Annotated in this window: 23 protein-coding genes, 2 tRNA genes and 2 rRNA genes; 10 read left to right on the top strand and 17 right to left on the bottom strand. The window is 44.1% G+C overall.

The annotated features are described in order from the left end of the window. Positions 1–79: 79 nt before the first annotated feature. Positions 80–736, top strand: a complete 657-nt coding sequence (gene yrfG, locus HVMH_RS02495; protein ID WP_035629124.1) for a GMP/IMP nucleotidase — start codon at positions 80–82, stop codon at positions 734–736. Positions 737–780: 44 nt separating this feature from the next. Here yrfG and HVMH_RS02490 read toward each other — a convergent pair whose 3' ends face one another. Both HVMH_RS02490 and tmpT read right to left on the bottom strand, forming a co-directional pair. Continuing rightward, entirely contained in the window at positions 781–1,791 is a 1,011-nt protein-coding gene (locus HVMH_RS02490) for a PDDEXK family nuclease (protein WP_029907561.1), read from the bottom strand. Between the two features lie 3 nt (positions 1,792–1,794). After that, positions 1,795–2,457 (bottom strand): thiopurine S-methyltransferase, encoded by a 663-nt coding sequence (tmpT, locus tag HVMH_RS02485; protein WP_029907559.1) that lies wholly within the window; start codon positions 2,455–2,457, stop codon positions 1,795–1,797. A gap of 77 nt (positions 2,458–2,534) precedes the next feature. Between tmpT and HVMH_RS02480 the strand changes: the two genes are divergently transcribed. The 3 genes from HVMH_RS02480 (at position 2,535) to HVMH_RS02470 (ending at position 5,852) form a co-directional block, all read left to right on the top strand. Next, positions 2,535–3,089: a redoxin domain-containing protein gene (locus tag HVMH_RS02480; protein ID WP_051623157.1), complete on the top strand. Its 555-nt coding sequence runs from the start codon at positions 2,535–2,537 to the stop codon at positions 3,087–3,089. Positions 3,090–3,204: 115 nt separating this feature from the next. Further along, the gene (locus tag HVMH_RS02475) at positions 3,205–3,819 is read left to right on the top strand and encodes a spermidine synthase (protein WP_162174205.1); all 615 of its coding nucleotides are present in this window, start codon (positions 3,205–3,207) and stop codon (positions 3,817–3,819) included. A 125-nt stretch (positions 3,820–3,944) separates the two neighbouring features. After that, a complete protein-coding gene (locus HVMH_RS02470; protein WP_029907554.1) occupies positions 3,945–5,852 on the top strand; it encodes an ATP-binding cassette domain-containing protein in 1,908 nt (635 codons plus the stop codon). Between the two features lie 17 nt (positions 5,853–5,869). On the opposite strand, the gene HVMH_RS02465 is transcribed toward HVMH_RS02470, so the two are convergent. Further along, positions 5,870–6,337 (bottom strand): hypothetical protein, encoded by a 468-nt coding sequence (locus HVMH_RS02465; protein WP_029907552.1) that lies wholly within the window; start codon positions 6,335–6,337, stop codon positions 5,870–5,872. 264 nt (positions 6,338–6,601) lie between these two features. Between HVMH_RS02465 and nrdB the strand changes: the two genes are divergently transcribed. Further along, entirely contained in the window at positions 6,602–7,735 is a 1,134-nt protein-coding gene (gene nrdB, locus HVMH_RS02460) for a class Ia ribonucleoside-diphosphate reductase subunit beta (RefSeq protein ID WP_029907550.1), read from the top strand. Between the two features lie 114 nt (positions 7,736–7,849). On the opposite strand, the gene HVMH_RS02455 is transcribed toward nrdB, so the two are convergent. Genes HVMH_RS02455 through HVMH_RS02445 form a run of 3 tightly spaced genes read right to left on the bottom strand, consistent with a single transcriptional unit; the run spans position 7,850 to position 10,079 of the window. Then, positions 7,850–8,653, bottom strand: a complete 804-nt coding sequence (locus HVMH_RS02455; RefSeq protein ID WP_029907548.1) for a DUF3379 family protein — start codon at positions 8,651–8,653, stop codon at positions 7,850–7,852. Beyond that, entirely contained in the window at positions 8,650–9,171 is a 522-nt protein-coding gene (locus HVMH_RS02450; protein WP_035629122.1) for a sigma-70 family RNA polymerase sigma factor, read from the bottom strand. Before HVMH_RS02450 ends, HVMH_RS02455 begins: the two co-directional genes overlap by 4 nt. 56 nt (positions 9,172–9,227) lie before the next feature. Then, a complete protein-coding gene (locus HVMH_RS02445) occupies positions 9,228–10,079 on the bottom strand; it encodes a YihY family inner membrane protein (protein WP_081822775.1) in 852 nt (283 codons plus the stop codon). 127 nt (positions 10,080–10,206) lie between these two features. Here HVMH_RS02445 and HVMH_RS02440 point away from each other — a divergent pair, with 127 nt between their 5' ends. Together HVMH_RS02440 and HVMH_RS02435 are read left to right on the top strand one after the other, a co-directional pair. Further along, on the top strand, positions 10,207–12,564 hold the full coding sequence (locus HVMH_RS02440; protein WP_029907542.1) for a putative bifunctional diguanylate cyclase/phosphodiesterase: 2,358 nt from the start codon (positions 10,207–10,209) through the stop codon (positions 12,562–12,564). A gap of 55 nt (positions 12,565–12,619) precedes the next feature. After that, complete coding sequence (locus HVMH_RS02435; protein WP_029907539.1) at positions 12,620–13,570, top strand: Solitary outer membrane autotransporter beta-barrel domain; 951 nt, start codon at positions 12,620–12,622, stop codon at positions 13,568–13,570. Positions 13,571–13,573: 3 nt separating this feature from the next. On the opposite strand, the gene HVMH_RS02430 is transcribed toward HVMH_RS02435, so the two are convergent. From HVMH_RS02430 to HVMH_RS02420, 3 genes are read right to left on the bottom strand one after another with little or no spacing between them, the layout of a single operon-like run. Continuing rightward, entirely contained in the window at positions 13,574–14,359 is a 786-nt protein-coding gene (locus tag HVMH_RS02430) for an HvfC family RiPP maturation protein (RefSeq protein WP_051623155.1), read from the bottom strand. Then, on the bottom strand, positions 14,352–15,206 hold the full coding sequence (locus tag HVMH_RS02425) for an HvfB family MNIO-type RiPP peptide maturase (protein ID WP_029907534.1): 855 nt from the start codon (positions 15,204–15,206) through the stop codon (positions 14,352–14,354). The genes HVMH_RS02430 and HVMH_RS02425 overlap by 8 nt, the downstream gene beginning before the upstream one ends. 49 nt (positions 15,207–15,255) lie before the next feature. Then, positions 15,256–15,609 carry a twin-arginine translocation signal domain-containing protein gene (locus HVMH_RS02420; RefSeq protein WP_051623154.1) on the bottom strand — a complete coding sequence of 118 codons (354 nt, stop codon included), beginning with the start codon at positions 15,607–15,609 and terminating at the stop codon, positions 15,256–15,258. 186 nt (positions 15,610–15,795) lie between these two features. Between HVMH_RS02420 and HVMH_RS02415 the strand changes: the two genes are divergently transcribed. Then, positions 15,796–15,945, top strand: a complete 150-nt coding sequence (locus HVMH_RS02415; protein WP_155837706.1) for a hypothetical protein — start codon at positions 15,796–15,798, stop codon at positions 15,943–15,945. Here HVMH_RS02415 and HVMH_RS02410 read toward each other — a convergent pair. Both HVMH_RS02410 and HVMH_RS02405 read right to left on the bottom strand, forming a co-directional pair. Further along, positions 15,942–16,505 (bottom strand): DJ-1 family glyoxalase III, encoded by a 564-nt coding sequence (locus HVMH_RS02410; RefSeq protein WP_029907531.1) that lies wholly within the window; start codon positions 16,503–16,505, stop codon positions 15,942–15,944. The two genes, HVMH_RS02415 and HVMH_RS02410, sit on opposite strands and share 4 nt — an antisense overlap. After that, positions 16,505–17,860, bottom strand: a complete 1,356-nt coding sequence (locus HVMH_RS02405; RefSeq protein ID WP_029907529.1) for a S41 family peptidase — start codon at positions 17,858–17,860, stop codon at positions 16,505–16,507. Before HVMH_RS02405 ends, HVMH_RS02410 begins: the two co-directional genes overlap by 1 nt. Before the next feature lie 146 nt (positions 17,861–18,006). Here HVMH_RS02405 and HVMH_RS02400 point away from each other — a divergent pair, with 146 nt between their 5' ends. After that, a complete protein-coding gene (locus tag HVMH_RS02400) occupies positions 18,007–18,315 on the top strand; it encodes an ArsR/SmtB family transcription factor (protein WP_029907527.1) in 309 nt (102 codons plus the stop codon). A 2-nt stretch (positions 18,316–18,317) separates the two neighbouring features. Here HVMH_RS02400 and HVMH_RS02395 read toward each other — a convergent pair whose 3' ends face one another. Together HVMH_RS02395 and HVMH_RS02390 are read right to left on the bottom strand one after the other, a co-directional pair. Next, entirely contained in the window at positions 18,318–18,998 is a 681-nt protein-coding gene (locus HVMH_RS02395; protein ID WP_051623153.1) for a putative metalloprotease CJM1_0395 family protein, read from the bottom strand. 46 nt (positions 18,999–19,044) lie between these two features. Further along, entirely contained in the window at positions 19,045–20,292 is a 1,248-nt protein-coding gene (locus HVMH_RS02390; RefSeq protein ID WP_029907523.1) for a GGDEF domain-containing response regulator, read from the bottom strand. Positions 20,293–20,406: 114 nt separating this feature from the next. On the opposite strand from HVMH_RS02390, the gene HVMH_RS02385 reads away from it, so the two are divergent. Then, the gene (locus tag HVMH_RS02385) at positions 20,407–21,267 is read left to right on the top strand and encodes an HDOD domain-containing protein (RefSeq protein WP_029907520.1); all 861 of its coding nucleotides are present in this window, start codon (positions 20,407–20,409) and stop codon (positions 21,265–21,267) included. Positions 21,268–21,318: 51 nt separating this feature from the next. Here HVMH_RS02385 and rrf read toward each other — a convergent pair. The 4 genes from rrf to HVMH_RS02365 all read right to left on the bottom strand — a co-directional run bounded on the left by rrf (position 21,319) and on the right by HVMH_RS02365 (position 25,046). Next, positions 21,319–21,433: ribosomal RNA gene (gene rrf, locus HVMH_RS02380) — 5S ribosomal RNA — on the bottom strand. A gap of 180 nt (positions 21,434–21,613) precedes the next feature. Beyond that, positions 21,614–24,448, bottom strand: a 23S ribosomal RNA gene (locus tag HVMH_RS02375). 439 nt (positions 24,449–24,887) lie between these two features. Then, positions 24,888–24,963, bottom strand: a tRNA-Ala gene (locus HVMH_RS02370). Positions 24,964–24,969: 6 nt separating this feature from the next. Next, positions 24,970–25,046 (bottom strand) — tRNA-Ile (locus HVMH_RS02365). Positions 25,047–25,109: the final 63 nt, after the last annotated feature.

Here is a 25,109-nt window from a genome sequence, read left to right as displayed (position 1 = left end):
CAATCATAGTGAATGGCAACTGAAAAAGCGATAAAAACCCTTTCCACCCAAGATAAAAATAGGCAAAGCACTCGCACTTATGACCAACATTAACTGGCAAACCATCGATACTGTTTTATTGGATATGGACGGCACTTTACTGGATTTACATTTCGACTGGCATTTCTGGATGACCTATCTACCGGAGATTTATGCCAATGAAAATAACCTGACTATTGATGAAGCCAACCGAATCATCCATGAAAAGATTCACTCACAAACCGGTACGCTCAACTGGTATTGTCTGGATTACTGGTCAACAGAACTGCAACTGCCTGTTGCAGAATTGAAGCGTGACTTGAAACACATGATTCAGGCGCACCCAGAAGTCATGACCTTCCTCAAACGTCTAAAAGAGCTGGGGAAAACCGTGATTATGGTTACCAATGCTCATAGAGACAGCTTGGCAATCAAACTGGAAATGACAGAAATCGGTGATTATTTTGATGCCATGGTCTCGGCACATGACTATGGCATGCCTAAGGAAAACGCGGATATCTGGCGTAAAATCCAATCAGACTTCCCATTCAACCCGCAAAGAACACTGCTGATTGATGACAATATCCACGCACTACAAACCGCACAAGACTTTGGTATTCGATACTGTGTCGCGGCCACTCACGTTAGCCCAAATATGGATAAGGTTGATCCTAAAGGCTTTTCACACTTTGAGAATTTCAATGAGATTATGCCTTAGTGGCTTTTCCTTTTTATTCTTCAGATGTGTCTGCCCTGAAACAATCAATTTGTCTCTTCGATTTCGTAGCCCAAAACTTTTGCTTGATTTATGAATTTTTCAATATTACCAACACCCCATTGATTTGAAATTGCAAAGCATGATGAATCTGAGAACTCGATCACCTCACCTTCACCCAGAAAGTGCCTGTATATGCCATAACGTTCATATATCTCTTTTGCATCTTGCTCATTAATAAAAACTCCTCCACTTTTTATATCTTGAGGGAATGCTTCAATTAACTCGGATAATGTTTCTGGATTATTGTGTTTAATCCAATGTTGGACAACTGCTAACACCAACTTTCTCTTGTTGAACGAATTCCCCATGAACTGATATCGAGTATAGTCACGGTTCGATCTTCTTGCTTCACGTCGTTCTTCAGACTGCTTCTTAATCTTCACTTGGTAGTTTTCAGCTTCAGGCAAAGGAATAATTTGCTGAACGTCAATAAGAATTTGATCTTGATTTTTATATGGAGTGAGTCGAACACACCGGATATCTAAACTTCTTTCATTTAACCATATCACTGAAGTGGTCAGTTCTTTCGAAAAATTTGCTGATACCAGAATAATTCGTACATCAAGGCCGAAATCATCCTCTTGTGGTTCGTCTCTCCAATCTAAAAATTCAATGAGGTTAGCTTCAGCATCCTCCTCTCTGTCAACAGATTTGAGATATTTTTGGTATATTTCGGTAGCGCGCTTAAATGTCAGAGTTGAGACCATAGCGGCATAACGTAAAGCCTGAAGTTCCATGTGTTCGCCAGTTTCAGTGCGCTTTAATTCGATAACGACTAAATTTCCTTCTTTATCAATAGCAAGCAAATCAATTCGTCTTTGTGAGTCAGACCATTCCGAGAACTCTTCGGATATAACAAGACAATTTGGAGCAATAACATCTATTTTTTGCTTAATCGCGTTTTGTAAATGCTGACGCTCTAAAATGCCCTCCGAATTAAATGTAGTCGTCTCTATCTTTTGAAGTGAATTGCTTTCAAAGCTATATATAGCCATACTTTAGTTCTCTCTAAAATTAAGTAAATAAGTAGATTCCACCGTCTCAACACCTTTGCGCTCAAACTTATCTTCCTGAACCTTTTCGATTTGGTAGTGCTCGCCATACAGTGTGTGGATTTCTTGTTCACTCACCGCAAACGGCGGACCGTTTCTCAAACTTTGGTCGTAGTCCAAGGCAATCAATAGCATTGGGGTATCTGGCGGTAGGATTTCAAGCAGGTGTTTGGCGTAATCCGCGCGCATCTCAGGCGGCAAAGCAACCAACGCCGCACGATCATAAACAGCGACAACATCCTGACAATCTTCTCGGGTTAAATGAAAGAAATCCCCGCAGAACAAACGCATAGCTTCCAGTTCATAGCCGCAAAAACGCTCATGCACCAAGTCTTGAATGCTAAAACGACGATGCAGATGATTTTCTTCAATGAATTCTTCCAAGGCTTTTAGGCTTAACTCGACCGCAAGGATGTCATGTCCCTGCTCTTTCAACCAAAGCATATCGAGTGACTTGCCGCTGAGCGGTACCAGCACTTCTCCCGCCATTGCCTTATGGTCAGTGGTCAGCAGTTTATGCCAGTGTGCTTTGAGATAAGCGTTTACCTCCGGCTGATGAAACCCAACTACGCCGGATGCCCACATTTTTTGCCAAAAATCGTTTTGCAATCCTGTCTCCAATTTTTATATTCGTGAATGATGCTTATAATAGCATGCAACGCAAACACATCAATTCAAGGCAAGCCATGAGCGATACACAACAAACCGAAACCCCAGCCAACTCTCCGTCAACCGAGGAGACGCCCTTCTGGCGCAAGACTTGGGTGCAAAACACCTATTGGATTGTCGGCACCATCATTTTGTTTTTGATTGCCCGCCCCCTGATGCAAGGAGATGTGATTCATGGACAAGTGCCGGATATTCAAACCACCAGCATCACCGGTAAGCCAGTACATATTCAGGATTACCAAGGCAAGCCAGTCTTGATTCAATTCTGGGCGACTTGGTGCCCGATTTGCGCTTATGAGCGTGACGGCATCGAACGTGTTGCAGAGAAATACAATGTCATCAATATCGCCACGCAATCCGGTACGAATGCAGAACTACTGGCATTTGCTAAAGAGCATGGCATGAACCCTAATCTGATTGTGAATGACCAAGATGGCAAGCTGATGAAAGCCTTTGGCGCTCGTGCGGTGCCAGCAAGCTTTGTCGTCGACAAAAAAGGACAGATACAGTTTGTGGAAGTCGGCTTCACCACCAGTATGGGGCTAAAAGCCCGTTTGTGGTATTTGCAGTAATCGACCCCTATTTGGAACCAAAATCTTGCTGAAAAAACTGTCTAAATTCATAACAAAAAAAGTGTCTTATCCGGCCAGGGGTCGACTGATTCATTCCGTGCGGGATGAACATGGTTTGATACAAGTGATCGACACTGATACCACCCGCAGCTTGTACTTCGACTCGCCGGTGGAACAAAGCCGTCTGTTCTTTCAAGCGCCAATGACCTTGGCGTTTGAATACCAGCAATGCATGTTGGATTTATTGGATGAATTCGCACAAAAGCATGCAGTTGAAAGAACATTGATGCTTGGACTGGGCGGCGGTTTACTGACCAACCACTTGCACTGTTTTTGGCCGAAAGCACAACATCATGTGGTGGAGTTGCGTGAAGCGGTTATTGAAGCTGCGAAGACTTATTTCTATATGACGGAAGACCCAACCATCTTCGTTCATCATCGCGATGCGTTGGATTTCATTGACGAATCAGTACAAAACGATGACCGTTATTCCGCAGTGCTTGTCGACCTATATGATGGCGATGCCATGCCCGATGTTTTTTGTGATGAAACTTTCTTGCTCCAACTCAAAAGCCTCAAGCATAAAAACTGTCTGTTGCTCTTCAACCTATGGGCTTCTTCGCCGGACTCAACCTTGGCCATCATCAAGTTTTGGGAAAAACAGTCGGAGTACAAAATCCGCATTGTGCGCACCAAATCGACTGGAAATGTCATTTTAGGCATCTTGTAATCGACTTTTGGCGGATTTCTGCGGACATTCTCTTTCTTATCCTGCTTCCTATCTGGCGCATTGGTATAATAACGCCCTGAATTTTAATCACCCTGAATATTAACCCCTTAGGCGACACTCGGTTTATGGCTCTACTTTTCTTACGCGACATGCAACTCAGCTACGGCACCCAAACTCTACTGGACCATATCCACTTTCAGATCGAACCGAATGAGCGCGTCTGTATTGTCGGGCGAAATGGTGAAGGGAAATCCACTCTGTTGAAAGTCATTGAGGGCAGCATTGAGGCAGATGACGGCAGTCGTATCGTACAGGATGGCGTCAAAATCGCCAAGCTCCAACAGGAAGTACCACATGATATGCATGGCAGTGTGTTTCACATCATTTCTCAAGGGCTTGGTGATATTGGCGAACTGATCGAGCAATTCCACCAACTGAGCCATGAGGTGGCTGAAAACTACTCCGACGAAGTGCTAGACAAAATGACCAAGGCGCAGCAGAAGATCGAGGCTGCCGATGGCTGGGGGTTCAGTCAACGTGTCGAAACCGTCATTTCAAAACTTGGGCTGCCAGCGGATGCGGAATTCTCTTCCCTTTCCGGCGGGATGAAACGCCGCGTGTTACTGGCAAAAGCACTGGTACAAGAGCCGGATATTTTGTTGCTGGACGAGCCAACTAACCACTTGGACATTCCGTCCATCCAATGGTTGGAAGATTTCCTGAAAAACCTGAATTGCAGTCTAGTGTTCATCACGCATGACCGTGCTTTCCTGCAAGCGCTGGCAACACGCATTGTCGAGTTGGATCGTGGCAACCTGAGCAACTGGGAATGTGACTACCAAACCTATCTTCAACGCAAAGAAGAAAAGATGGAAGCCGAAGCAAAATCCAATGCCGAATTCGACAAAAAACTGGCACAAGAAGAAACCTGGATTCGCCAAGGCATCAAAGCACGTCGTACCCGTAATGAAGGGCGTGTGCGTGCTCTGGAAAGACTTAGAGAAGAGCATAAGGCGCGCCGCAGTGTTCAAGGTAAAGCACAGTTGCAATCGAATGTGGGAGATAAATCCGGTAAACAGGTTATTGAAGTGGAAAACCTGTCTTTTGCCTGGCCGAACCAGACCGTTGTTCAAGACTTCTCCACCATGGTGATGCGCGGTGATAAAGTCGGGATTATCGGAGAAAACGGTTGCGGCAAATCAACCCTGCTCAACCTGTTACTTGGCAAACTGGAACCACAATCCGGTAGTGTCAAGCTTGGAACCAATTTGCAAATCGCCTACTTCGATCAACATCGTGCGCAACTGGATGAAGAGGCGCCAGTGATCGAAAGCGTGTTGGAAGAATCTGACTATATCGAAATCAACGGGCAACGTAAGCATGTCATGGGCTATTTACAGGACTTCCTCTTCTCTCCAGAACGTGCTCGCCAGCCAGTTAAAGCGTTATCCGGTGGAGAGCGCAATCGCCTATTGTTGGCGCGCGTATTCGCCAAACCGTCAAACTTGCTGATTCTCGATGAGCCGACTAACGATCTTGATGTTGAAACGCTCGAACTCCTCGAAGAGTTGCTGTTGAACTATCAAGGCACAGTGCTCATTGTTAGCCATGATCGTGCTTTCTTGAACTCGGTAGTGACTAGCTCGATTGTTTTCGATGCCCCGGGCATCGTGAATGAATATGTCGGCGGTTATGACGACTGGCTCCGCCAGCGCCCAGAAGGCTTCACAGCATTGCATGCGGCAAATGAAAAACCTGCTGCCGACAAGCCAGCGGGCAACGCAGGTTCCGCTTCAACTGACAAGCCGAAAGGCAAAAAACTCAGCTTTAATGAGCAACGAGAATATGACGCGCTTCCGGGTCTGATTGAGTCTCTGGAACAAGCGCTGGAACAAGCGGCTGAAAAGATGTCTGAAGCAGACTTTTATCAGCAGGAAGGCTATCAGAAAGTGTTGGATGATATGGCAAAACACGAAGCGGAGCTGGAGCAGGCGTTTGAACGCTGGGAAATTTTGGAAGCGAAAACCAATTAATCAAGCTAGTCTGTCGACTAGCGGCTCAACTTAGCGGCAGCCTCTGCTTTATTTGCCATGGGGCGCTGCTTGCCTTTCCAACGATTCAATAATTTCAGTAGTCTATAAAGTGCGGCTTCGGACACAGGTTGCTCAAGCAGAAAACGCACCTGTCGCTTTTCATGCATGAATTCGGCTTCTTCGATATGCTGCGGTTCGTACATCAACCCAATCGGCGTTTCAAGAATACTCGGGTTATCATTGGTGATGGCTATCCACTCGGCTTCAGCGGTTTTTGCTAAATTGAAATCAATCAATATCGTCAGATAAATCCGGTGTGTCGTGTAATGTCGTCGCTTGATTTCAACAGACACCTCTTCCGGCGTCGAGAAAAGCGTGGTTTCCAGACCAAATGAGGCTAGCATGGCTTTCATTTGTTCTGCACGGGTTTCATCCGGTTCACAAATCGCAATTTTCCGACCCTGAATCCAAGATAATTTACCCAAAACTCGCCTCCTCATGACCGCATAATGGTCGACTTCTTTCTTGTTTTTTCTTTATTATCCTAGAGCTGGCGCAGGATTCCCAGCCTCTCTATAAAAATCTAGCGGAAAATTACGCCTTTTCTTTACTGCAAAGTGCGTTTTTTGGCTATACTATTTCGTCACAATTATCATTTACAACACATAAAAATGCTGTCGTTTTTTTCATAAAACCAAACAGATACGTTGTTCATTTAAACACAGGAAAACACCACGGGAACAGGTTATATGAGCTGTAAAGATCAACATTCTTACTCAACTTTTTGTCGTTCATCCAATAACGCATTGAAAGAGCCGATGTTTTTCGGACAAAACGTCAATGTTGCTCGTTATGACCAGCAGAAACACCCTATTTTTGAAAAGCTGATTGAAAAACAATTGAGCTTTTTCTGGCGCCCAGAAGAAATCGACTTGTCTTCAGACCGCGGTGAATATGCGGAATTGCCAGAGCATGAAAAACATATTTTCATCAGCAACCTGAAATACCAAACACTTTTGGACTCAGTTCAAGGTCGCTCACCGAACGTCGCACTTTTGCCTTTGGTGTCGATTCCTGAACTGGAAACCTGGATCGAGACTTGGTCTTTTTCAGAGACCATCCACAGTCGTTCCTATACACACATCATCCGTAACATCGTTTCCAATCCTTCATTGATTTTCGACGACATCGTTACCAATGAGGAAATCGTCAAGCGTGCCGTCACCGTTACCGAGTATTACGACGAGTTGATTGCCTTGACCAACAAGATGTATGCAGAAGAAATCAACATCGAAAAAGATGATGCGTTCCGTAAGCAAATCAAGACTGCACTTTACCTGACCGTCGTGTCGGTTAACGTATTGGAAGCGATTCGTTTCTATGTGTCTTTCGCTTGTAGCTTCTCTTTCGCAGAGCGTTCGTTGATGGAAGGAAATGCAAAAGTCATCAAGTTGATTGCCCGCGATGAAGCGCTTCATCTATCCGGTACACAACACATGATCAACCTGCTGAAAGAAGGTAAGGATGATCCTGAGATGGTCGATATCGCCAAAGAGCAGGAAGAGATGGTTTACCAAATTTTCCGTGAAGCGGCCGAGCAAGAAAAACAATGGGCGGAATACCTGTTCAAAGACGGTTCGATGATCGGTTTGAATGCCAGCATTTTGAAAGACTATGTTGAGTACATCACCAACATCCGTATCAAAGCTTTAAAACTTGAGCCAATTTTCCCGAATAAGAGTAACCCGCTACCTTGGATGAACAACTGGTTAGTAAGCGACAACGTTCAGGTTGCGCCTCAAGAGTCAGAAATCAGTTCTTACTTGGTGGGTCAGGTTGACTCCAAAGTCGAGAAGGACGACTTCAACGATTTCGCTTTATAAGCCTTTTAGACAATCACCCCAACCTGGCAGATTTTTTAAAACACTCAAAATCTACCAGGTTGGGGTAACCCCGCCTTAACACTCTTAAACTTGCTTAGAGCAACTTAGCTCAAATCAGCCAAAACTGACCGACTTAAAGAAATGCATTTGCGCCATCGCCAATTGCTTATCGGTCGCCCCTACAATCGCAACCACCGCACCTCTTACCGGAATAATCTGACCTTTCAGTCCATCCTGCGCAAAGGTATACATGCCGTTCAACTGTCGGTGTGGCAAGACGATAATCGTTACAGGACCTTCTTCTTCCTGCAAAACAATATGCAGCCCTTTCTGACCATCCACCTCACAGTCGCCGGCATAGCTCATGAAATCAATCGGCTTATGCAAGGTTGCGCCAACATATTTGAAAATGCGTTGTAGCTCTTTCGGTGATGGCTCAGGCGCATTTTTTGCCATGATGATCGGCTGCTCTTTTGCATGCGCGACAATATGCTGTAAAACCGCATTTTCCATTTCAACGGCATCACCCTGCAATGCAGAAGCGTTTTGACTGGAATGGTAATCATAAAAAGATAAACCAATCGCCAACACCATAATGGAAGCCGCCATCGCACTCCATCTAGAGAAGTCCGCAAAATTTAAGAGTCGCGTCTTGGGTGTTTTTGCCGATGTTGCCGTTGAACTCGCCGCTTCAAAACTGTTTTTGATGAGAATGCGCTCATGCAATCCCTCTGGGGCCGGAACATCCAAAACCTGTTCCAATCGCTCTTCAAACTGTTTGGCTTGTTTCACCAACTCCACTTTTTCAGGATGTTGTTCAAGAAAGGCCTTCATTTCATCGTCCAATTCACCTGGCGATTGCCATAAACGCTGCTGGAAGCTGATGTCATCTAGGCGAATATCATCGAATGATTTCATAGACTGCCTCCTTTCATTTGCGCTTTTCCGGGGGCTTCCGTCATCAACTTCTTCAACTGCTGACGAGCACGGAAAAGTCGGGTGTTGACGGTTGCCAATTTCAAATCAAGTTGTTCGGCGATTTCATCACCGGAAAAGCCCCAAAGTACTTGCATCAATAAAGGCTCTTTAAATTCGTTATCCAGTTTCATAATGGCATGGTAAAGTTGCTGCTGCGCCAGTTGTTCGGCCGGTTCATGACTTGGGTCATCGGCTACCAAAGCCTCCTCTATCTCCAACCATTCCGGTGTTTTCTTCTCGAAACGTCTTGCATTTTCTCTTCGTAAAATCGTCATCAGCCAAGCCTTGGCCGCTTTCTCGTCCTGCAAATGGTCAATCGACTTCCAAGCACGCGCAAAGGTCTCTTGCACGAGGTCTTCGGCAATTTGTTTGTCTTTCGCCAACCAGAAAGCTACCCGATACAGGTCGCTGGCATAGGCTCTGACTAATTTTTCAAAAAAGGGATGGGCTTTTTTCAAGTTCCGAGTCTCTATTGTTTTGAACAGAGTATTGTTCTTTTGTTATTAGACCTGCTTTAGGTTGGATTTCTTTCAAACTTTTCTTTCAAAAGGGCTCTTTGCGCGAGATTGAGCTCATAAACCGTTGATGCCCCCAAAATTACCACCATCCAGACCACATACATCCATAACAGAAAAAGCGGTACCGCGGCGAATGCACCATAAATCAAATCATAGCTAGGGAACCACTGAACATAGAATACGAATGCCTGCTTAAGCACTTCCAGCAAAAACGAGACGATGAGTGCACCAATGAACGAGGCTTGCCAAGCTACCTTTGCGACGGGTACATAGTGGAACAAGAACCAGAAACCCAACACATTCATCAACAACGGCAAGTTGAACAACCAAACCGAGTTGGCGATCTGAGGGGAAATGCCGCCCAATGCTGGCAACACAGATGTCATGGTAAAACTCATCACCAACAGCAGTGGGCCTACCAGAGCAATACTCAAATAGCTCAACAGACTGATCCAGAGTTTACGCTGTGTGTTCTTGTCCCACATGGCGTTGATCTTGTTGTCGATAGACCACAGCATCAATAGAAAGGTAATGAAAATAAAGAGGATGCCCACGCCTTTCAAATGACTGGCATGAGAAGAAAACTCGAGCAGATATTGCTCGACCATGGGCGAGCTGCTCGGAAGTAAATGTGCCAACAGTTGATTGATGATATCCGCCGAGCGGTTTTTGAAATAATCCGTGACCGAAAGCACGCTGATAATCACCCCCAGAAAGGGCACAATTCCGACCAAAGAGGTGTAAGACAATACGGTTACAGCATCCAATCCATCCTTCCGTATGAAGTTATGGAAAGTGCGTATCCAAAATCGCCCACGAAACAATTGAAATACCAACAAACTCTTCATTTATCTAAACGCCTCAAAATCACCTAAGCACTTATTTTTTAAATAAAAAACTAGGCCTAACATTTACACATGTCACCATTAATTTTTTTAAATTGCTAAGGCCATTTCATTCTATCAAAATATGCGCATGAATAAGTCTTCCAACACTTTTGTTAATTTTCTGGTTATCGGCTACGCTTTCATCATCATCTTGGTGGCATTGTCCGCAGGCATTTTCTTTAACTATGAACAGAAAATTTCCAAATCCTTTAAAACCTATACCCAGAACATCGATTTTCAGGAAAACATCGATTCGTTGTTCAATGCGTCTTCGCAGCGCAGTATTCAAATGGTTCGCATGTTGAATGCAAAGGATGCTTTTGAAGTGGACGACCTTCAGATGAAAATGAACCACTACGAACATATCATCATTACTGAACTACAAGGGCTGGAAAAATTCGCGGATAAAAAGCAGTTGGAGCTGCTCTCTTCCGCCCGAAAAATCATGGGGCAAAACCAAATCTATCAAAATCAAGTCTATAACCTTTTGATGGATGACAAAAAAGAAGCTGCTCTCAAGCAACTGGTAGACGTGACATTACCGAAACAACGTAACGTACAGGACATCCTCACCAAGTTGCAATCGGACTATAAACGCCACGCTGACAACTCTCGCAGAGAGTATGCCCAACTTATCTCCGAAATGCGCAATATGATTCTGTCGGTTGCATTGCCGATTATCTTAAGTTTATTGGGGATTGCACTTCTAACCATTCGCAAACTAAAACGCTTTGCCAACTCTCAACAAGAGTTGCTCGAAAACCTGGAAACTATTGTCCACAACCGGACCAGAGAGCTGTTGCTTGATAGGCAATTGATGCACAACCTAAACGAAGCCATCGGGATTTTCAGTCAGGACAACCACTTGCTGATTACCAACAAAAAACTCTCCAAGCTATTGGAGTTTTTTGCCATCCCGTCGCAGCAAACCATTTGGACAATCCTGACGACTCTGTTTGAAGATTTGGACTTAAAGGACATTCAGCACCAACTGCTCAACCACCACGGCTGGCGTGGCGAAGGAAAAATCAGCGCCAGCGAGCGTCAATTTATGATGATTGATATTTCCAGCATTCAAGACCCCAGTTTGCCGGAACCTTACTTCTCTATTATCCTGACAGACATTACCGAGCTGAAAAGCATACACAACCAGCTTGAATTCACCGCTAACTACGATGCTGTCACACAGCTACCTAATCGTTATAGTTTCAATAAAAAAGTTCAAAAAACCATTGAAGATGCCCCCGACCAAACATTTCATCTTTTCTATATGGATTTGGATGACTTCAAATGGGTCAATGACCACCTAGGCCATGCGGCGGGAGACGAATTCCTAAAAGAGGTCGGACAAGCCTTTAAAAACACTTTACCGCCGAATCAGTTTCTCGCTCGAATTGGCGGGGATGAGTTTGCGATACTGATAGATCATCCAATGGACACTTACCAGTTGGAGCGCATGGCAACCAACCTTCTTAACAACCTAAAAAACGTCAACAAAGGTCATCATGTCGAACATGAAATTGGCTGTAGTATTGGTGTCGCCAACTACCCTACCCACGGCTACACTGCTGAGACTTTATTGAAAAGTGCTGATTTTGCAATGTATCAGGCGAAAAAAGGCGGTCGTAACCGTTATTGCCTGTTCTCTCATCAACTCAATGAAGAGCTACGCTACCTGCACGAACTAGAACAAAACCTGAGAGCGGCAGTTAAAGAGAAAAGCTTTGAACTTCACTATCAACCTCAATATAGTTTACATACATTAAAGCTGGTCGGAGCGGAAGCCCTCATTCGCTGGCCACTGGAAAATCGTCAGATTCCGCCAGACGAATTCATCCCGCTTGCTGAAAAGTTTGGTCTGATCAACGAGATTGGAGAGTTTGTTTTCGAAACAGCAATCAAACAACTTTCAAGCTGGAATGATTGCCCGACGCCACTACCGAGAATGGCGATAAACGCTTCTTCCATCCAATTACTCGCCGGGAACTTTGGGGCTTTTGTCGAAGGACTCTTATCCCGAAATAAGCTGAGTGCAGATAGAGTGGATATTGAAGTCACCGAGTCAGTCATGATGAAAAACATTGAGAAAAACGACTCTCCTGACTCCACCTGCTTAAGTCTGCTACAGGAAAAAGGACTGGAGATTTCCATTGATGACTTCGGAACGGGGTATTCATCCCTTTCTTACATCAAACACTTGAATATTGATCGTATTAAAATCGACAAAAGCTTTATCGACGACCTTGAGTTTCATCGTGAAGCTCGCTCAATCGTTAAAGCGATTATCAAGATGGGGCACAGCTTAGGGCTGAAAGTGCTCGCAGAAGGCATTGAGACACCGAACCAACTGGATATACTCAAGCAGCTTGATTGTGATGAGGGGCAAGGCTTCTTATTCAGCAAGCCAATCAATGCTGAAAAATTTAGAATCAAATGTCTTTCTTAGCTCTGGCATAATACAGATAAGACCTTCTTTTCTATCTTCCGAGCACTCTCCACAAATGCCTGATGTGTTACGTTTTTTCGTCGTGCTTTGCCTTTTTAGCTGTTTTCCCTCTGTCTTGCATGCGGAAACCAACATTTCTGACGCCATTAGAAACAACCTAGCCACCACAACAGGCATCATTACCTTTTTGACCAGCCAAGAGTCCGTATCTGCTGGCACTTATGCGGTTGAAAAGACAACGCAAGACAGCCCTTCTTCATCGTTTTCAACTTTTAAGCTCCCCTACCGCAAAAGCTATCGTATGCACGATGACGGTTCAAGATGGTCTATGCTGTTAGGCTATGGACGTTTTGATATGAACCAGAAGTTCGAGGTGCCGGATGGCAGAGCGGATTCATCTTGGCAGGCAAATGCATTGAGTGCAGGGATTGGGTATTCCAAAAACCTGAACCCGGATGTCCGATGGTTCTCTACGCTGGAACTAGCGTACAGCCAAATCAACCACGACTACAGCGTGCCTACAACAACGACTGGGGCACCCAAAATCGGATATGTCACTTTCGATTGGCATACCAATGCCTTATCCCTGATTCCTGCTACTGGATTACGCTTTCCCATTTTGCCCCAACAGACATCATGGCAATTTGAAACCAAGGCGGTTTACCTATTCACATCTAGTGTATTCGCCTCACGCACTGAAGAAGTTTCTGCGCAGTCGGCACTATGGGTCAATAAGATTGATTTTGGCGAGCCCTGGACTGTTTCAATGGACACGTGGGGAGTTGCTATCAACCCACAGTTCAACAGAACGGATGCTTATGGAAAGGTGCATGATGCATTGGCTACGGAGTATTGGTACGAAGCAAACCTTAACTTCCGCCTAAAGTCTTATGAAGACAAGTGGTGGGACAATCTTTCTTACGGTTTCAGTTACTTACAGGGTAAACACTTCAGGGGTGGTCAATTGAGTATTAGCTTCAATCTTGAGAAATTTAACTTCAAATAGGCTTTATGAAACAGGCCTAATAATGCCTTTAGCATAAAACATATCCAAAACTGGTTCAGCAAACGACATGAGGGCATCCAAAGACTGTCCTGTCGATTCTGACAAGCTCATCAATAGTTCTTTAAAGGTTAAGTCTTCCTGCTCATCCAAGCGCACAATTAAATGATACAGCGATGGTGATAAGGTTATAAACTGCACCTTATCTTCCGAGTCACGATAAACCAGCAAAGTCGTCACTTCAGTTGGTACTTCAGGAATAAAATCGACTGAAATCTGATTCACCGGCCACTCGTAAGACAAAGGCCAAGCAACGGGTGAAAGCTCATAACAGGTATCCAAAGATGGTTTGAATTGTGGATTATTGAAAAACCCAATCTCAGGCGCTACCGCCAATGCGACTTCAACCCACTCATAGTGAGCCAATTCAAATAGAAATGGAGGATCCGAACTCTGCGGCTCATACTCACTTTGCAAGAAAAGTAGAAATTCCTGCCCTAATTCATGAAACAGCGGCGTTGTTGCACGATGCTTCACCATGTATTCTCTAATCAGGCTTTCCCAACGCGCTTCACCAAGCAATGAAAATAAGACAGGAAATTGATTGGTGAATATCTCATAAACATTATTGAAAAATAGAGACTCGTACAACTTAAGACGCCTCTCTTCAATCGGTAGAGCACCCGCGACATTCGTAATGTCGTATTGAATATGCTCAGGGTCACGAATATGAGATGAAAAAGCACGTTGTATTTTTTGAAATATCGGAAGGTTATCGGTTTGCTTATCCATACTTTTTCATACCGAATCTTTCGTGATAGCGCTGTTGTGCAAGACGAATCTGCTCGACTTCCAACATCAAATCAGGCAATGGCGGAATATTAAAGTCTCGCTCCAACAATGTCGGCTTTATGCCATGAACGGCGTAGGTTTGATCCAACAAATCCCACACTTCTTGTTTGACATCTTCACCATGCGTATCGACTTTCAGATCATCTGCTTCATCAAAATGCCCCGCCATATGTAGATACATCATGGCATCCGTCGGCATGGCCTGCATATATTGAACGGCATCATAGCCATGATTAATACTATTGACATAGGTATTGTTAACATCAAACAACAGACCGCATTGTGCCTCATTCACCACGGCATTCACAAATTCCTGCTCGGTCATTTCGCTACTGGGCATAGCATAGAAAGAAATATTCTCAATGCCGATCGTTCGCTCCAAAATATCTTGAACGCGTTTGATACGCTCCGCAACATAATGAACAGCTTCCTCTGTGAAAGGAATAGGCATCAGGTCATACAACTGTCCAGAATCTCCACAGTAGCTGAGGTGCTCTGTGTAGTAACGAATATCATGCTGTGAGAAAAATGTTTTGAGCTGATGCAGGTACTCTTCATTCAAAGGTGCCATCCCCCCAAGGTCGAGCGATAGACCATGACACACGAAAGGATAGCGCTCCGTCAGCCTACGAAGATCACGTCCCATTTTTCCACCGAAATTCACCCAATTTTCTGGTGCAATTTCAAAGAAGTCTACATCAATCGATGCTGCTTCATGAATCTCATAAAAGAAATCCCGCCTTAAGCCAAGACCAACACCGTGAATTGCATTTGGATCAAAATTCATTTTCGCTTTCTAAAGGTTAAAAAAGCCGCGATTGCGGCTTCTATTAGGGTTACTGTATTTTGTAACCGCATTTGCCTTCTTGAGGTTTCTGCTTCTCTTGCTTTTGCATAGATGCACCACAATTACCCGTAGCGTTCTTCATTTGAGCACCGCAGTTGCCTTGCGCCTCTTTCTTTTGAGCTTTTTCATCTGCTGGAGCAGGTTTCATTTGAGCACCACAATTACCCGTAGCGTTTTTCATTTGAGCACCGCAGTTACCCTGTGCCGCTGCAACTTGCTGATAACCACCTTCCAAGGTCTTAAACTCAAACGGGTTTTCACCAGCCATCGCTGAACCAGATACAGCCACTGCTGCTGATGCGCCAGCCAACTTTAAAAAATCTCTTCGTGAACATTTAGACATGGTATTCTCCAAAAAATTGATACGTTGCTTAAACAAAAGTTAATGAGTATAAAATGTGTTGCCATGGTTGAGCCAGCTGGCATTAATGACATTTCTAACTAACTAGACCCAATAAAACTGATTTTATTTCAAATAAAGTAAACTATTTTTAATCATTCTTCAAACTGAAACAACTGATGAAACATTATGAATAATGGATTGGAAGAAAAAGAACGCCTGATCAAACTACTTGAAGAGTTGGAGAAGAAACCTTCACAACAAGTCCAGTTGACAGAAGAACAAGCCAAACAACTGGCACAGACTATTAAAAAGTTACTTAAAAAGCACCTTCATTAAACTCTTGATCTAAGTAGACCTGATTCCACTTGTTTCTTGACTTCAGGACCGACCAATAACTCAATCAAAGTCAAAGCGAAATCCATAGCCGTTCCTGGGCCGCGGGAAGTAATGATATTGCCGTCAATCACAACGGCTTCTTCTAGATAGGTCATGTTTTTGGCAGGAACTTTATCTATATGACCAGGGAAGCTAGTCGCCCTCTTATTGTCCAATAACCCAGCAGATACCAGCACTTTGGGAGCAGCGCAAATAGCGCCTATAAGCGCTTGCTTCATTGACATATTGATCAGGAAATCTCGCAGCGCAACACTGTCATTGAGGTGATTGGCACCTGGTAGACCACCCGGCAAAACAACCATATCAAAATCGGCAGCATCTACATTGTAGATGGACGTATCCACAACGAGCTTAACGCCACGACCGGCTCTAATAACAAGATCATCATTCAAACTAACCGTAACCACTTGAACACCAGCACGCACCAGCAGATCGATAATGGTGACCGCCTCTAACTCTTCACAACCTTGAGCAAGCGGTACCATTACCTTTTTAGTCATTACTTAACACCCATTTGCTGAGTGAAGTACATACCTTTCAGCAAGCTCAATGCTTCATAAAGTTCGAAATCATTCGCCAATAAGCTATCAAGGTCGTTTTTGTCTTTAGCTGCACCAGATTTTGACTTAGTGTCATTTAACAAGTGGCCTGACAAATCTTTCTCTTTGATACGAGCAAATTCAGCAGCTTTTAGCTTTTCAACTTTTACTCGGTCAATCTCCACATCAGGGACAATGCCTTTAGCTTGGATAGACCGTCCGCTTGGCGTGTAGTAACGTGCAGTGGTTAACTTAATCGCTCCGCCATTATTTAAAGGCATCAAAGTCTGAACAGACCCCTTCCCAAAACTGTTTCTACCAGCGATCAAAGCGCGTTTTTGATCTTGGAGCGCACCTGCAACGATTTCAGATGCTGATGCAGAACCTTCGTTAATCAATACCACCATTGGCCTACCATTCAGAGCATCACCTTTCTCAGCTTCAAAGCTCAACTGAGAGTCCTTCACTCTTCCTTTGGTGTAGACAATCAATCCGGAGTTCAGGAACGTGTCAGCAACCTGCACGGCGGCTCGAAGCACCCCACCTGGATTATTTCTTAAATCCAAAACCAGACCGTTAAGTGGTTTTTTGTTTTCTTTCTCTAGCTTTTTGATCGCCTTTAATAAATCAGGACCCGTTCTTAATTGGAATTGACTGATACGAACATATCCCATTCCATTCGGTAACAGCTTGTGCTTAACGCTGGTGACTTTGATCACCGCACGCGTCAATTCCAACACAATTGGCTTAGCAACACCTTCGCGAACAATTGTCAGCTTGATTTTGGAGCCAGGCTTTCCTCTCATGATTTTGACAGACTCAGCCAGTGTTTTACCTTTTACCGGTTCATCATCCAGCTTGATAATTAAATCGCCCGCTTTAACGCCCGCCTTCTGAGCTGGCGTATCATCAATTGGAGAAACAACTTTTACAAAACCATCTTCTAAACCGACTTCCATCCCTAAACCACCGAATTCTCCCGTGGTATGTTCTTCCATTTCTTTGAAGTTTTCAGGGGAAAGGTATGCAGAATGCGGATCTAGGCTAGACAACATCCCGCTAATCGCACCTTCCAGAAGTTTCTTGTCGTTTACAGGCTCTACATAGTCTTTAGAAATACGCTCAAATACTTCAACAAATGCACGTAACTCATTCAATGGCAATTGCGAAATAACTTTTTCAGATGGAGTGGTCGCTGGTTGTTTAGCATTATCAGCAAGTACACTGGAGGTAAGCACGATAAAAGCACCCAAAATTGCCCCGGTACTTAACCATAAACCTTTTTTTGCCCAAGAAACTTTCACAGAGAACTCCATTTGTTTTACGTTTTTTCTAGTTTAAACATATATCTGTATTCAAAAATTCTCCCCAATTATAAGTTAACTTTTGATGACAATAGAGAAGTATTTCATTAGAATTAGAATAGTTATTGATTTTTAACGCAAAAAAATGGTGAAAGTACATGGAAGAAATCAGCCCTCTGGCGATGAAAGAAGAAAACATAGAAAAGGCGTCTAAGGCATTAAAAGCAATGGGGCATCCCTTAAGACTTAAAATTCTTTGTGTTCTAGGCAACAATGAAATGCCTGTTATGGACATTGTTTCCAGAGTCGGAACAACCCAGAGCAACATCTCCCAGCATATCGACATTCTAAGAGAAAAAGAAATCATCACCTCTCGACGTGAAGGCAGTAAGATTCTATGTAAGGTAAGAGACAATCAAATCTTGAATCTACTTGAATCAATGCAACAAACTTTCTGCCAGGTATAAACTTAGCTATTCACTTTTAATCTGATTTCAAAATTGAGTCTTGAAGCGTCTACACTTTGAGACTCTGACACACTGTTCCCAGAATCTTCGTCCTCTGTTGCACTATTCTGTTTAGAAGTATTGGCGCTAGTGTCGGTATTCTCTTGCTGCTTCAGCTGTTGCGATGCCTGAATTTCCATCTGAACGGCTTGTGCATGAACCCTCAAATCCTGTGAAGATGGATCCGATGGCGCAAGCGCAGCTCTTTGAATAATATGTGCTTTCTGGATAGTCGCTGCTGGATCGCCTTGTACAGGTGAAGTATCAATTCCAACTTCACCACCGACGGCATAGCGTCGACCATCTGGTCCAACTTGATAAGTATAAGAAGCAGCGCTTGTAGCATAACCCCCAGACGCGCCTAAATGTGCTTGTTCATGCGCCTTGACATGCTGGTCACGGCTTTTAAGCTCTGAAATGGCTTGTTGATAGGCTTGTGATTGCTGTAAATCTTTCTGTTTTGAGGCTGTGGAAGATGAATCATCACTCGCATTATTTGATGATGGGGAACCTGTCTCTGTCTGAGTGCTTTTACTGGAGTTTTGTGTCGCAGAGGACACATCAACGAACCTGGGAGAAATTGTTCGAAAGTCTGAACTGGAAAGTAAATGTAAACTGGCTGGGCTACTTGACGAAATATCCATAACTGCTTCCAAGTGCCTGATTAATATAGTTTTATTTTACATCCTTTTAGCTCTTACTCACAACCATATTTCTTCCTGAGCCTTTTGCCTCATATAAAGCTTTGTCTGCAAAGGCTATTGCCTTATCTAAGGTATCTCCTTTACAGGTTACGCCTTGACTGATTGTAAACTCCACCTCAACTGAAGCATATGATTGTGTTTCTATTTCTTGGCGAAAGCTCTCGCAAAGTTCCAAAATCTTCTCTTTTGAAGTGCACTCTCCAAACACAATGAACTCTTCTCCACCGAAACGCGCTACCAAAGCATTTGAAAATACCGACCTCAAATAGGATGCAGCAAAGATAATGGACTGATCTCCTACTAGGTGACCATATTTGTCATTCACCTGCTTGAAATGGTCAATATCGGCCATTATCAGGAAAAAGTTTTTACCCTCTTGCTTGTACTGCTTAAAAAGGATTTCTGCCTTTTCAAAAAAGGCGCGTCTGTTATAAATCTCCGTTAGGCTATCAATTTCCGAAATGCGTTTGATTTCTTTGTACGCCTGACTTTGCTCAAGGTTCTTTTTAACTCTCAAATAAAGTTCTTCTGGAGAATAAGTGTCTGATAATAAATCACCAACCCCATATTTCATCAGCTTAATTGACTGATTAAGTTTACCTTGCTGTTCAATGGCTAGAAGCGGCAGATCATGATCTGAAAATTTCATTCTGATTTCGCGTACAAAATCGTAAACACTGGTTTTACGTTCATCTGATAAACGCTCAACAATCATCAAATCGGGTGCCCCGGTTTCCAAAGCGCGAATGGCATCGGAATAGTCTTCAAAAACCTTTAATTGATAACGTTGTATTCTGAGGAGCCCTTGGGATCTTTGAATAAATCGAATATTATCCGATACAACCCAAATGTGCTTCTCTGGGTTTTTTAACAATGCATGTACACTTGAAACAGCGTAATCAATAGAGTTTTGACCATCTTTAATGACATAGTCTGCAACATGTGCATCAAAGACCCTTTCACGAACTGCTTCACTGTATGAGCCAGTAAAAACAACTGTCGTTACCTTGTATTCCTTGAGCAAGTCGACAACTTCATAATTACTCGAATCAGGTAACGTTAAATCCGTCAAACAAACACGAATATCTACGTCCGTTTCCAATTGTTTCTTTGCTTCTTGCAAGGTATGAGCCAATACAATTTCTGATTTAGGACAGCAATTAGATAAGCGAGCTTGTAACAGCAGCGCCATCGACTTCTGATCCTCTATCAACAGTATTTTCTCGCTTAACACAGTTTGACCTAAAATAAAAATATGAAAAATAACTTATTTTGACTATTATACTAATCAAAATAATAAAAAAATATTTCATTACAAGAAAGTTTAGTTAAACAAATATGTGAACCTATGCAGACTCAAGTACAAAGAGCTTCAGAGATACTCAGCCAAATTACGGTACCTACGGTTCCTGAAGAACTTTTACTTTTAAAAGAAGAGCTCAATCGAAAATATCCCAATACGGTTACAATTGCTAACCTTATCAGCCATAACCCTGAACTTCTTGTCAACTTTCTAACGCTAGTCAATACAAACATCACTTCCGAGAAAAATGAAATCAAGGATGCCAAAGCTGCAGTAAACCTTCTAGGCCTCGATGAAATTTACAATATCTTCCTATCCTCTAGTATTACTTCTGTGCTCGCACAATCAGATCTGGAAAAGTCAATACTAATGCATGGTGCTAAAGCTGGGCTTGCATCAGCAGAACTATCTTATTGGGTATACGATATATCTCGCTCTGAAGCCTACATGGCCGCGCTTATGCAAAACATTGGTGCTGTTTATCTATCTAGGCAATTTCAAGAAGAATACGAAAAGATATTTAATGCGCAGCTTAGCAATCCTGTCAGCGCTTACATCCGAGAAGTTGAATTAATTGGAACAAGCCACTGTATTGTTGGCGGAATAATCAGCAAACGGTGGAATATATCCCCTGATATTTATAAAGCGATCTTGTTTCACCATGACATGGATTTTTCTAAGCAGACCCATTCAAACACAAAAGTAAAACATCTCACCGCTCTTATTATTTTAGGAAACTACACCGTCAGCGCTAGTCTAAGCGAGCAGTACATCACTCAAGAATTGAAGGAATATAGAAACGCAGCTAAGAGCGTCTTGCAACTACCTGACAATGCATTCAAAGCTGCATCTGCGGCCGTTCAAAAATGGGGAAATAACCCCGGACTGGTAAGCAGCAGCCATTAATAAATTACAAGCAAAAAAAAACCACTCAAAAGAGTGGTTTTTAGAATATAAGCTTGGAGATGACCTACTCTCACATGGCACCTGCCACACTACCATCGGCGCTGAGACGTTTCACTACTGAGTTCGGAATGGGATCAGGTGGTTCCATCTCGCTATGGTCCCCAAGCAATTTGGTTATGTAGAATGAAGAAAATCTCTCACTCACCCTACTGAATTTGGAATCAATCTCTGTTAGAGCACAGTTTACTGTTGGTAAACACTATCCCAATTGTGTCTTTTCTAGTCTTGTCTACTCAAGCTCAAACATGTCATCTTAGTCTTTCGTCTAAGGATACTTTTGAGTTGTATAGTTAAGCCTCACGGGTAATTAGTACTGGTTAGCTTCATACATTACTGCACTTCCACACCCAGCCTATCAACGTCATAGTCTTTAACGGCCCTTTAGAAGACTTAAAGTCTAGGGAGAACTTATCTTGAGGCGGGTTTCCCGCTTAGATGCTTTCAGCGGTTATCCCTTCCGATCATAGCTACCCAGCAATGCCATTGGCATGACAACTGGAACACCAGCGGATCGTCCACTCCGGTCCTCTCGTACTAGGAGCAGCCCCTCTCAATTCTCCAACGCCCACGGCAGATAGGGACCGAACTGTCTCACGACGTTCTAAACCCAGCTCGCGTACCACTTTAAATGGCGAACAGCCATACCCTTGGGACCGACTTCAGCCCCAGGATGTGATGAGCCGACATCGAGGTGCCAAACACCGCCGTCGATATGAACTCTTGGGCGGTATCAGCCTGTTATCCCCGGAGTACCTTTTATCCGTTGAGCGATGGCCCTTCCACACAGAACCACCGGATCACTAGAACCTGCTTTCGCACCTGCTCGACGTGTCTGTCTCGCAGTCAATCACCCTTATACTCTTGCGCTCATTGCACGATGTCCGACCGTGCTGAGGGTAACTTCGCGCTCCTCCGTTACACTTTAGGAGGAGACCGCCCCAGTCAAACTACCCACCATACACTGTCCCTGACCAGGATTCACTGGCCTAGGTTAGAACCTCAATAATATCAGGGTGGTATTTCAAGGATGGCTCCACAATAACTGGCGTTACTGCTTCAAAGCCTCCCACCTATCCTACACAGATAGTATCAAAGTCCAGTGCAAAGCTGTAGTAAAGGTTCACGGGGTCTTTCCGTCTAGCCGCGGGTACACAGCATCTTAACTGCGAGTTCAATTTCGCTGAGTCTCGGGTGGAGACAGTGTGGCCATCATTACGCCATTCGTGCAGGTCGGAACTTACCCGACAAGGAATTTCGCTACCTTAGGACCGTTATAGTTACGGCCGCCGTTTACCGGGGCTTCGATCAAGAGCTTCGCATAAGCTAACCCCATCAATTAACCTTCCGGCACCGGGCAGGCGTCACACCGTATACGTCATCTTTCGATTTTGCACAGTGCTATGTTTTTAGTAAACAGTTGCAGCCACCTGGTCTCTGCGGCCCAATCGCTTGGGCATACCTTCTCCCGAAGTTACGGTATCATTTTGCCTAGTTCCTTCACCCGAGTTCTCTCAAGCGCCTTGGAATTCTCATCCTGACCACCTGTGTCGGTTTGGGGTACGATTCTTTATTACCTGAAGCTTAGAAGCTTTTCTTGGAAGCATGGCATCAACAACTTCGTCCAAAATAGGACTCCTCATCACGCCTCAGCATTAAGATCCCGGATTTGCCTAAGATCTCTGCCTAAACGCTTGAACTTGCAACCAACAGCAAGCTTGCCTAGCCTTCTCCGTCCCTCCATCGCAGTAATAAAAAGTACAGGAATATTAACCTGTTTCCCATCGACTACGCCTTTCGGCCTCGCCTTAGGGGTCGACTAACCCTACGTCGATTAACGTTGCGTAGGAACCCTTGGTCTTTCGGCGAGGGAGCTTTTCACTCCCTTTGTCGCTACTCATGTCAGCATTCGCACTCGTGATACCTCCAGGATGCTTTACAACACCCCTTCGCAGGCTTACACGACGCTCCTCTACCATGCCATAAATGGCATCCGCAGCTTCGGTACACTATTTAGCCCCGTTAAATCTTCGGCGCAGGCCGACTCGATCAGTGAGCTATTACGCTTTCTTTAAAGGGTGGCTGCTTCTAAGCCAACCTCCTGACTGTCTAAGCCTTCCCACATCCTTTCCCACTTAATAGTGTTTAGGGACCTTAGCTGGCGGTCTGGGTTGTTTCCCTCTTGACTACGGACGTTAGCACCCGCAGTCTGTCTCCCATGATTGCACTTCTTGGTATTCGGAGTTTGCAATGGGCTGCTAAGCCTTGACGGCCCGCTAGACCATAACAGTGCTCTACCCCCAAGAGTGATACATGAGGCTCTACCTAAATAGATTTCGAGGAGAACCAGCTATCTCCGAGCTTGATTAGCCTTTCACTCCGATCCACAGCTCATCCCCGCATTTTTCAACATACGTGGGTTCGGTCCTCCAGTACCTGTTACGGCACCTTCAACCTGGCCATGGATAGATCGCCCGGTTTCGGGTCTACGCCATGCTACTAATCGCCCATTTAAGACTCGGTTTCCCTTCGGCTCCCTTATTCAGTTAACCTTGCAACATAACGTAAGTCGCTGACCCATTATACAAAAGGTACGCGGTCACACCACGAAGGTGCTCCCACTGCTTGTACGTATACGGTTTCAGGTTCTATTTCACTCCCCTTCCGGGGTTCTTTTCGCCTTTCCCTCACGGTACTGGTTCACTATCGGTCGGTAGAGAGTATTTAGCCTTGGAGGGTGGTCCCCCCATATTCAGACAGAATTTCACGTGTTCCGTCCTACTCGAATAACACTTAATAAGATTTCGCATACAGGACTATCACCTTGTATCGTCACACTTTCCAGAGTGTTCTGCTATCTTAATAAATGCTTTAGGGCTGGTCCCCGTTCGCTCGCCGCTACTTAGGGAATCTCGGTTGATTTCTTTTCCTCCGGGTACTTAGATGTTTCAGTTCTCCGGGTTAGCCTCCCACAAGGGGATATCCATAAAGGATGGGTTTTCCCATTCGGAAATCCACGGATCAAAGCTTGTTTACTAACTCCCCGTGGCTTATCGCAAGTTACTACGTCCTTCGTCGCCTTCTACCGCCTAGGCATCCACCGTATACGCTTAGTCACTTAACTATACAACTCAAAAATAACCTTGACCTTTTGTGTTGCTTCCATCCCTTCAACTCTTTAAACACCTGCTAGAGTATTTAAAAATCCAGAATTTCTACAATCAAAGCCTAGTGAATTGCTGTAACTAAAAGTTTATCGCTGACATGTTTCGCTTGAGTAGACTCAGTGTTGATCTTTCGATCTTCACTAAAACTAAAATTGACTCAATTAAGACATTGTTACCTAGTACATCAATTAAGTTGAATTGCTTCTTCTTAATCAATGACTATTACTACGCACGAACCCGTTGGAGCAGGTTCGTGCTCCTATGACATGTCGGTGTCATAGGTTTCTCTTTTTCAGAGATTGATCCAAATTGTTAAAGAACTTCTTCAGTTATATTGTTACCAATATCACTGCTAATAATTTCTGATACTTACTCAGACTTTATTCACCGTAATATTGGTGGAGCTATGCGGGATCGAACCGCAGACCTCCTGCGTGCAAGGCAGGCGCTCTCCCAGCTGAGCTATAGCCCCAAGTCATGGTGGGTCTGGGTGGATTTGAACCACCGACCTCACCCTTATCAGGGGTGCGCTCTAACCAACTGAGCTACAGACCCAGGTCTTTTCTTCTAGTAATACAGAGACAATTTATGTGGAAGCCAGCTTAAGCTCGCAGTCAC

The sequence above is a fragment of the Hydrogenovibrio marinus genome (assembly GCF_013340845.1).
GTDB lineage: Bacteria > Pseudomonadota > Gammaproteobacteria > Thiomicrospirales > Thiomicrospiraceae > Hydrogenovibrio > Hydrogenovibrio marinus.
This window is presented reverse-complemented; position numbering and strand designations above follow the sequence as displayed.

Excerpts from the sequence above, each read along its gene's own strand:
- yrfG (WP_035629124.1), top strand. The coding sequence starts at position 80 with ATGACCAACATTAACTGGCAAACCATCGATACTGTTTTATTGGATATG.
- HVMH_RS02490 (WP_029907561.1), bottom strand. The coding sequence starts at position 1,791 with ATGGCTATATATAGCTTTGAAAGCAATTCACTTCAAAAGATAGAGACG.
- HVMH_RS02480 (WP_051623157.1), top strand. The coding sequence starts at position 2,535 with ATGAGCGATACACAACAAACCGAAACCCCAGCCAACTCTCCGTCAACC.
- HVMH_RS02470 (WP_029907554.1), top strand. The coding sequence starts at position 3,945 with ATGGCTCTACTTTTCTTACGCGACATGCAACTCAGCTACGGCACCCAA.
- nrdB (WP_029907550.1), top strand. The coding sequence starts at position 6,602 with ATGAGCTGTAAAGATCAACATTCTTACTCAACTTTTTGTCGTTCATCC.
- HVMH_RS02455 (WP_029907548.1), bottom strand. The coding sequence starts at position 8,653 with ATGAAATCATTCGATGATATTCGCCTAGATGACATCAGCTTCCAGCAG.
- HVMH_RS02445 (WP_081822775.1), bottom strand. The coding sequence starts at position 10,079 with ATGAAGAGTTTGTTGGTATTTCAATTGTTTCGTGGGCGATTTTGGATA.
- HVMH_RS02440 (WP_029907542.1), top strand. The coding sequence starts at position 10,207 with ATGAATAAGTCTTCCAACACTTTTGTTAATTTTCTGGTTATCGGCTAC.
- HVMH_RS02435 (WP_029907539.1), top strand. The coding sequence starts at position 12,620 with ATGCCTGATGTGTTACGTTTTTTCGTCGTGCTTTGCCTTTTTAGCTGT.
- HVMH_RS02430 (WP_051623155.1), bottom strand. The coding sequence starts at position 14,359 with ATGGATAAGCAAACCGATAACCTTCCGATATTTCAAAAAATACAACGT.
- HVMH_RS02425 (WP_029907534.1), bottom strand. The coding sequence starts at position 15,206 with ATGAATTTTGATCCAAATGCAATTCACGGTGTTGGTCTTGGCTTAAGG.
- HVMH_RS02420 (WP_051623154.1), bottom strand. The coding sequence starts at position 15,609 with ATGTCTAAATGTTCACGAAGAGATTTTTTAAAGTTGGCTGGCGCATCA.
- HVMH_RS02415 (WP_155837706.1), top strand. The coding sequence starts at position 15,796 with ATGAATAATGGATTGGAAGAAAAAGAACGCCTGATCAAACTACTTGAA.
- HVMH_RS02410 (WP_029907531.1), bottom strand. The coding sequence starts at position 16,505 with ATGACTAAAAAGGTAATGGTACCGCTTGCTCAAGGTTGTGAAGAGTTA.
- HVMH_RS02405 (WP_029907529.1), bottom strand. The coding sequence starts at position 17,860 with ATGGAGTTCTCTGTGAAAGTTTCTTGGGCAAAAAAAGGTTTATGGTTA.
- HVMH_RS02400 (WP_029907527.1), top strand. The coding sequence starts at position 18,007 with ATGGAAGAAATCAGCCCTCTGGCGATGAAAGAAGAAAACATAGAAAAG.
- HVMH_RS02395 (WP_051623153.1), bottom strand. The coding sequence starts at position 18,998 with ATGGATATTTCGTCAAGTAGCCCAGCCAGTTTACATTTACTTTCCAGT.
- HVMH_RS02385 (WP_029907520.1), top strand. The coding sequence starts at position 20,407 with ATGCAGACTCAAGTACAAAGAGCTTCAGAGATACTCAGCCAAATTACG.